The 5,580-nt window shown below is 67.4% G+C and carries 9 protein-coding genes; 8 read left to right on the plus strand and 1 reads right to left on the minus strand.

Features of this window, described 5'->3' with window-relative positions; genetic code table 11:
- Positions 1-602, minus strand: a 602-nt coding sequence (locus tag CVM52_RS23050; RefSeq protein ID WP_100164695.1) for a crotonase/enoyl-CoA hydratase family protein, incomplete at its 3' end; no start/stop codon positions are given.
- Between the two features lie 98 nt (positions 603-700).
- On the opposite strand from CVM52_RS23050, the gene CVM52_RS23055 reads away from it, so the two are divergent.
- The 8 genes from CVM52_RS23055 to CVM52_RS23090 all read left to right on the plus strand — a co-directional run.
- On the plus strand, positions 701-1,138 hold the full coding sequence (locus CVM52_RS23055) for a YbaN family protein (RefSeq protein ID WP_240621046.1): 438 nt from the start codon (positions 701-703) through the stop codon (positions 1,136-1,138).
- 37 nt (positions 1,139-1,175) lie between these two features.
- Positions 1,176-2,282 (plus strand): pyridoxal phosphate-dependent aminotransferase, encoded by a 1,107-nt coding sequence (locus CVM52_RS23060; RefSeq protein WP_100164696.1) that lies wholly within the window; start codon positions 1,176-1,178, stop codon positions 2,280-2,282.
- Positions 2,283-2,362: 80 nt separating this feature from the next.
- A complete protein-coding gene (locus CVM52_RS23065) occupies positions 2,363-2,545 on the plus strand; it encodes a histidinol phosphate aminotransferase (protein ID WP_100164697.1) in 183 nt (60 codons plus the stop codon).
- Between the two features lie 88 nt (positions 2,546-2,633).
- The gene (gene pcaD / locus CVM52_RS23070) at positions 2,634-3,422 is read left to right on the plus strand and encodes a 3-oxoadipate enol-lactonase (protein ID WP_100164698.1); all 789 of its coding nucleotides are present in this window, start codon (positions 2,634-2,636) and stop codon (positions 3,420-3,422) included.
- Entirely contained in the window at positions 3,415-3,795 is a 381-nt protein-coding gene (gene pcaC / locus CVM52_RS23075; protein ID WP_100164699.1) for a 4-carboxymuconolactone decarboxylase, read from the plus strand. Before pcaD ends, pcaC begins: the two co-directional genes overlap by 8 nt.
- Positions 3,792-4,502: a protocatechuate 3,4-dioxygenase subunit beta gene (gene pcaH / locus CVM52_RS23080; RefSeq protein ID WP_100164700.1), complete on the plus strand. Its 711-nt coding sequence runs from the start codon at positions 3,792-3,794 to the stop codon at positions 4,500-4,502. Before pcaC ends, pcaH begins: the two co-directional genes overlap by 4 nt.
- A gap of 1 nt (position 4,503) precedes the next feature.
- Positions 4,504-5,070 carry a protocatechuate 3,4-dioxygenase subunit alpha gene (gene pcaG, locus CVM52_RS23085; protein WP_100164701.1) on the plus strand — a complete coding sequence of 189 codons (567 nt, stop codon included), beginning with the start codon at positions 4,504-4,506 and terminating at the stop codon, positions 5,068-5,070.
- The coding region (locus tag CVM52_RS23090) for a lyase family protein (RefSeq protein ID WP_240621047.1) at positions 5,070-5,580 on the plus strand (511 nt) is incomplete at its 3' end. The genes pcaG and CVM52_RS23090, both read left to right, overlap by 1 nt.

Below are 5,580 nucleotides of genomic sequence, written 5' to 3' on the forward strand. Positions count from 1 at the left end.
ATCTCTTCCGCCAGCGCCAGCGCCGCGGCCAGCGGATCCTCGGCGATCTCGGTCACCAGGCCCCAGCGCTCGGCCTGCGGGGCCGCAACCGGGCGCGCGGTATAGGTCAGCAGCCGCAGCACGTCGGACCGCATCAGCGCCGGCAGCAGCGCCATGCCGGCCATATCCGGCACCAGGCCCCATTTCATTTCCATCACCGCCAGCTTGGTCTCGGGCGCGGCGATGCGGATATCGGCGCCCAGCGCCAATTGCAGCCCGCCGCCATACACCGCCCCCTGCAGCGCCGCGATCACCGGCACCGGCAGCGTCCGCCAGACCATCGCCACCGCCTGCACCTCGTTGGCGGCGCCGTGGCTGCGCGCCATCAGCCAGCTTTCGGCATCCACTCCGGCCAGTTTGGCAAAGCTTGCCACGTCGAGCCCGGCGCAGAAGCTGCGCCCCTCACCGGCCAGCACCACCGCGCGCGCCTCCGAGGCGGCCACCTCCTCGCCCGCGGCGATGATCGCCTTGATCATCGCATCGTCCAGCGCGTTCATCTTGTCCGGCCGGGTCAGGGTGACCCGCGCCACGTTGTTTTCATATTCGACCGATACCCGCGCCATGCCAGCCTCCCCGCCCTGTGCACCGCCAACCTGCCCGGTTCCGGCGCCGGTGGCCAGCGCAACGTGGCGGCACGGCCGGGGTTTGCGGCGGCAGCGGCATGACCTATCTGTTGGCCAGCGGCAAGGAGACAAATCCCGAGATGCAGAGCGATCCCTCCCAGACCCGGCCGCCGGCCGGGCGGCTGCGCCCGGTCTGGGCGGCGGCGGGGCTGCTGGCCCTGGCGGTGGGGATCGTCGGGATCTTCCTGCCGGTGCTGCCGACCACGCCGCTGGTGCTGCTGGCGGCCTTCTGCTTTGGCAAGGGCTCGCCCCGGCTGCGCGGCTGGATCACCGGGCACCGCCGGTTCGGGCCGATGATCGCCGATTGGGAGACCACCGGCGCCATCCCCCGGCGGGTCAAGATCGGCGCCTGTTCGGTGATGGCGCTGACCCTGGCGGTCAGCGGGCTGCTCGGCGTTCCGGCGCGGGTGCTGGTGATCCAGGCGCTGGCGATGGCCTGCGGCGCGTATTACGTGCTGACCCGCCCCGACAGATAGCTTGCCCGAGCCGGCGGCTTGCGCTTATCTGAGCGCCATGACTTTTCCGCGCTATACCCCGCTTGCCGCGTCGCTGCCCGCCACCGTCCCCTTCGTCGGGCCGGAAACGCAGGAACGTGCGCGCGGCATGCCGTTTCGCGCCCGGATCGGCGCCAATGAAAACGTCTTTGGGCCCTCGCCCCGCGCCATCGACGCGATGCGCGCGGCGATGGACGCGATCTGGATGTATGGCGACCCGGAAAATCACGATCTGCGCCGGGCGCTGGCCGAGTTTCACGGCGTCAGCCCGGACCATGTGACCGTAGGCGAAGGCATCGATGGTCTGCTGGGCTATCTGGTACGCCTGCTGATCGGGCCGGGTGACGCGGTGGTCACCTCGGACGGCGCCTATCCCACTTTCAATTTCCACGTTGCCGGCTATGGCGGGGTGCTGCACAAGGTGCCCTATCGCGACGACCGGGAAGACCCGCAGGCGCTGCTGGACATGGCGGCACAGACCGGGGCCAAGCTGGTCTATCTGGCCAATCCCGACAACCCGATGGGCAGCTGGCATTCCGGCGCGGTGATCCGCGACCTGCTCGACCATCTGCCCGAGGGCTGTTTGCTGGTGCTGGACGAGGCCTATGCCGAATGTGCGCCCGCCGGCACCGCGCTGAGCGTTGCGGCGGATGATCCGCGGGTGATCCGGATGCGCACCTTTTCCAAGGCCTATGGCATGGCGGGGGCGCGGGTCGGCTATGCCCTGGCCGCGCCCGAACTGGCGGCGGCGTTCAACAAGGTGCGCAACCATTTCGCGATGAACCGGGCGGCGCAGGCCGGGGCGCTGGCCGCCCTGGCCGATCAGGACTGGCTGGCCCATGTGCTGGGCGAGATTGCCGCCGCGCGCGACCGGATCGCCGCGATTGCCACTGAAAACGGCCTGCGCCCGCTGCCCTCGGCCACCAATTTCGTCACCATCGATTGCGGCGGCGGCGCCGAGCTGGCCAAAGCGTTGGTCGGCGAATTCGCGGCGATGGGCATCTTCATCCGGATGCCCTTTGCCGCGCCGCAGAACCGCTGCATCCGGGTCAGCTGCGGGCGCGCGCCCGATCTCGATGCATTGGCCGAAGCGCTGCCCAAAGCATTGGCAGCGGCGCGGGGCTAAGCCCCGCCAACGCGGAATTTACCTGACATTGCAGCCCGCGGCGCTAGGGTTTTAGGACGTTCAACGTTCCGGTTCCCGACATGCACGGCCACAAAATCTCAGCGGCGCCCGATTATACCAATGCGGCGCTTGTCTCCTTCGCCATCAACCTGGCCTGGATCTTCTTTGCCATCTGGGCCGCTTTCGGCCTGGTGCCGGTGCTGCTGCTGGCGATGATGCTGAATCACCTTATCGGCCGCCTGCAGGCCCGCCGGCGCGGCTGAGGCCGCCGCACTTAACACATTCAGCCTGCTTTACCTTTGCCGCTGCTCCCGGTTATGTAGCCCCTGCGCCAGCTTGGGAGGGACAAGGATGGAGATGGCCGATCTTGGCGATGTGCGGCTGCATTACCGGATAGACGGTGACCCGGACGGTGCGCCGGTGGTATTTGCCAATTCGCTGGGCACCGATCTGCGGCTGTGGGACAAGGTGCTGCCGCTGCTGCCGCAGGGGCTGAAATTCATCCGCTATGACAAGCGTGGGCATGGGCTGTCGTCGATGCCCAAGGCGCCCTACGCGATGGGCGCGCTGGTCAGCGACGTCGAAAAGCTCTGCGATCAACTGAACATCCGCGACTGCGTCTTTGTCGGGCTGTCGATTGGCGGCATGATCGCGCAGGGCCTGGCGGTCAAGCGGCTGGACATCGTGCGGGCGCTGGTCCTGTCCAATACCGGCGCCAAGATCGGCACCAAGGAAATGTGGCAGGAGCGGATCGACGCGGTCAATGCCGGCGGGATCGAGCCACTGGCCGACCCGGTGATGGAACGCTGGTTTTCCAAGCGTTTCCGCGAAACCGGCGAATTGGAAGCCTGGCGCAACATGCTGGTGCGCCAGCCTGCCGAGGGCTATGCCGGGTGTTCGGCGGCCATCGCGGGCAGCGATTTCTACACCCCCACCAGCGGCTTGCGCCTGCCGGCGCTGGGCATTGCCGGCGATCAGGACGGATCGACGCCGCCGGACCTGGTGCGCGAGACGATCGACCTGATCCCCGGCGCGCGCTTTCACCTGATCCGTGGCGCCGGGCACCTGCCCTGCGTCGAGAACCCGGAGGAATATGCCGAGGTGCTGGGTGGTTTCCTGAAGGAGGTCGGGCATGTCTGACGCATTCGACAAGGGCATGGAAGTCCGCCGCGCGGTGCTGGGCGACGCCCATGTCGACCGCGCCGAAGCGGCCAAGACCGAGCTGGACAAACCGTTCCAGACGCTGATCACCGAAGGCGCCTGGGGCACCGTCTGGGCCAGCGACGCGATCACCCGGCGCGAACGGTCGATGCTGACCCTGGCGCTGTTGGCGGCAACCGGGAATTTCGAGGAGATCCCGATGCATATCCGCGCCACCGCCCGCACCGGCGCCAGCCGCGAAGACGTGATCGAAGCGTTCCAGCACGTCGCCATCTATGCCGGTGTGCCCAAGGCCAACCATGCCATCAAGCTTGCCAAAGCCACCTTCGCCGAAATGGAGGATCAGCCATGACCCTGATACCCAGAACCCGCAGCTTTCAACCGCCGGCCCATGCGCCCGGCTACAAGTCAACGGTGGCGCGCAGCCCGTCGCGGGCGCTGATCTCGGGCCCGGCCACGGCGACCGAACAGACCGGCCCGGTTTTCGGACATGAGGTGCTGGGCGAACATGACAACAACCTGATCCTGAACTATACCGGTCAGCCCGCCATCGGCGAGCGCATCATCGTGCATGGCCGGGTGCTGGACGAATTTGCCCGGCCGATTTCCGGCGCGCTGGTCGAGGTCTGGCAGGCCAATGCCGGCGGCCGGTATCGCCACAAGAAGGACAATTACCTTGCCCCGCTCGATCCGAATTTCGGCGGCTGCGGCCGGACCATCACCGGCGAGGACGGCTCCTACGAGTTTCTCACCGTGCGCCCCGGCGCCTATCCCTGGCCCAATGGCGGCAATGACTGGCGGCCGATGCACATCCATTTTTCGCTGTTCGGGGCCAGCTTTGGCCAGCGGCTGATCAGCCAGATGTATTTCGAGGGCGACCCGCTGATCGCGCGCTGCCCGATCGTGAACACCATACCGGACCAGGCGGCGATCGACCGGCTGATCGCACCACTGGACATGACCCGGGCGCTGCCGCTGGACTGCCTGGCCTACAAATTTGACATCGTGCTGCGCGGTTCGCGCCAGACGATGTTCGAAAACCGCATGGAGGGGCTGTGACATGGTCCAGAAACTCGACACCCTGCCCGAAACCACCTCGCAGACCGCCGGCCCCTACGTGCATATCGGCTGCACGCCGAATTTCGTCGGTATCCACGGCATCTATGAAACCGATCTGGGCGGCCAGCCTTTCCCGGACGATGCCGAGGGCGAGCGCATCACCGTCACCGGCATTGTCTATGACGGCACCGGCACGGTGCTGCGCGATGTGCTGATCGAATTCTGGCAGGCCGATGCCAAGGGCCGTTATGGCCCCGGCGCGCAGGGTTTTGCCCGGCGCCCGTCGGGTCTGGAGACCGGCGAATGGGAGTTGAAAACGGTCAAACCCGGCGCCAATGGCGGCCAGGCGCCGCATATCGCCGTGTGGATCGTGGCGCGCGGGATCAATATGGGGCTGCAGACCCGGATGTATTTTGAGGGCGACGACCACAGCAGCGACCCGCTGCTGACCCGGCTGGAACACCAGAACCGGGTGCCGACGCTGATCGCCAAGGACACCGGCAACGGCACCTATCGGTTCGACATCCGGCTTCAGGGCGAGGGCGAGACCGTCTTCCTGGATATGTGATGGCTGCCTCGGTCTTTGACAGCGCGCTGTATGGCGGGCTTTTCTCCCCCGGCGAGGCCGGGCGACTGTTCAGCGACAGCGCCGAGATCCGCGCCATGCTGTTGGTCGAAGGGGCGCTGGCCAAGGTACAGGGCGAACACGGGGTGATCCCCGAACTCAGCGCCGCGGCGATCTCGCGCGCGGCGATGGAGGTGCAGATCGACCCGGCGGCGATGGCCGAGGCCACCAACAGCAACGGCGTCAGCGTGCCGGCACTGGTCGCCGCCTTCCGCGCCGCGATGCAGGCGCCCGAACATGCGCAATATGTACATTGGGGCGCCACCTCGCAGGACATCCAGGACAGCGCGCTGATCCTGCGGCTGCGGCAGGCGCTGGTGCTGATCGAGGCCGATCTGCACGCGGTGCTGAGCGCGCTGGCCGGGCTGGCCGAGACCCACGCGGACCTGCCGATGCCGGCGCGCACCTATGGCCAGCACGCGACGCCGACCAGCTTTGGCGCGGTGGCGGCGG

It is taken from the genome of Pseudooceanicola lipolyticus, assembly GCF_002786325.1.
GTDB classification, from domain to species: domain Bacteria; phylum Pseudomonadota; class Alphaproteobacteria; order Rhodobacterales; family Rhodobacteraceae; genus Pseudooceanicola_C; species Pseudooceanicola_C lipolyticus.

What these genes read in the sequence shown, in the direction of transcription:
- pcaG (WP_100164701.1), top strand. Translation starts at nt 4,504, where the DNA reads ATGGTCCAGAAACTCGACACCCTGCCCGAAACCACCTCGCAGACCGCC.
- pcaH (WP_100164700.1), top strand. Translation starts at nt 3,792, where the DNA reads ATGACCCTGATACCCAGAACCCGCAGCTTTCAACCGCCGGCCCATGCG.
- pcaC (WP_100164699.1), top strand. Translation starts at nt 3,415, where the DNA reads ATGTCTGACGCATTCGACAAGGGCATGGAAGTCCGCCGCGCGGTGCTG.
- CVM52_RS23055 (WP_240621046.1), top strand. Translation starts at nt 701, where the DNA reads ATGACCTATCTGTTGGCCAGCGGCAAGGAGACAAATCCCGAGATGCAG.
- CVM52_RS23060 (WP_100164696.1), top strand. Translation starts at nt 1,176, where the DNA reads ATGACTTTTCCGCGCTATACCCCGCTTGCCGCGTCGCTGCCCGCCACC.
- CVM52_RS23065 (WP_100164697.1), top strand. Translation starts at nt 2,363, where the DNA reads ATGCACGGCCACAAAATCTCAGCGGCGCCCGATTATACCAATGCGGCG.
- pcaD (WP_100164698.1), top strand. Translation starts at nt 2,634, where the DNA reads ATGGAGATGGCCGATCTTGGCGATGTGCGGCTGCATTACCGGATAGAC.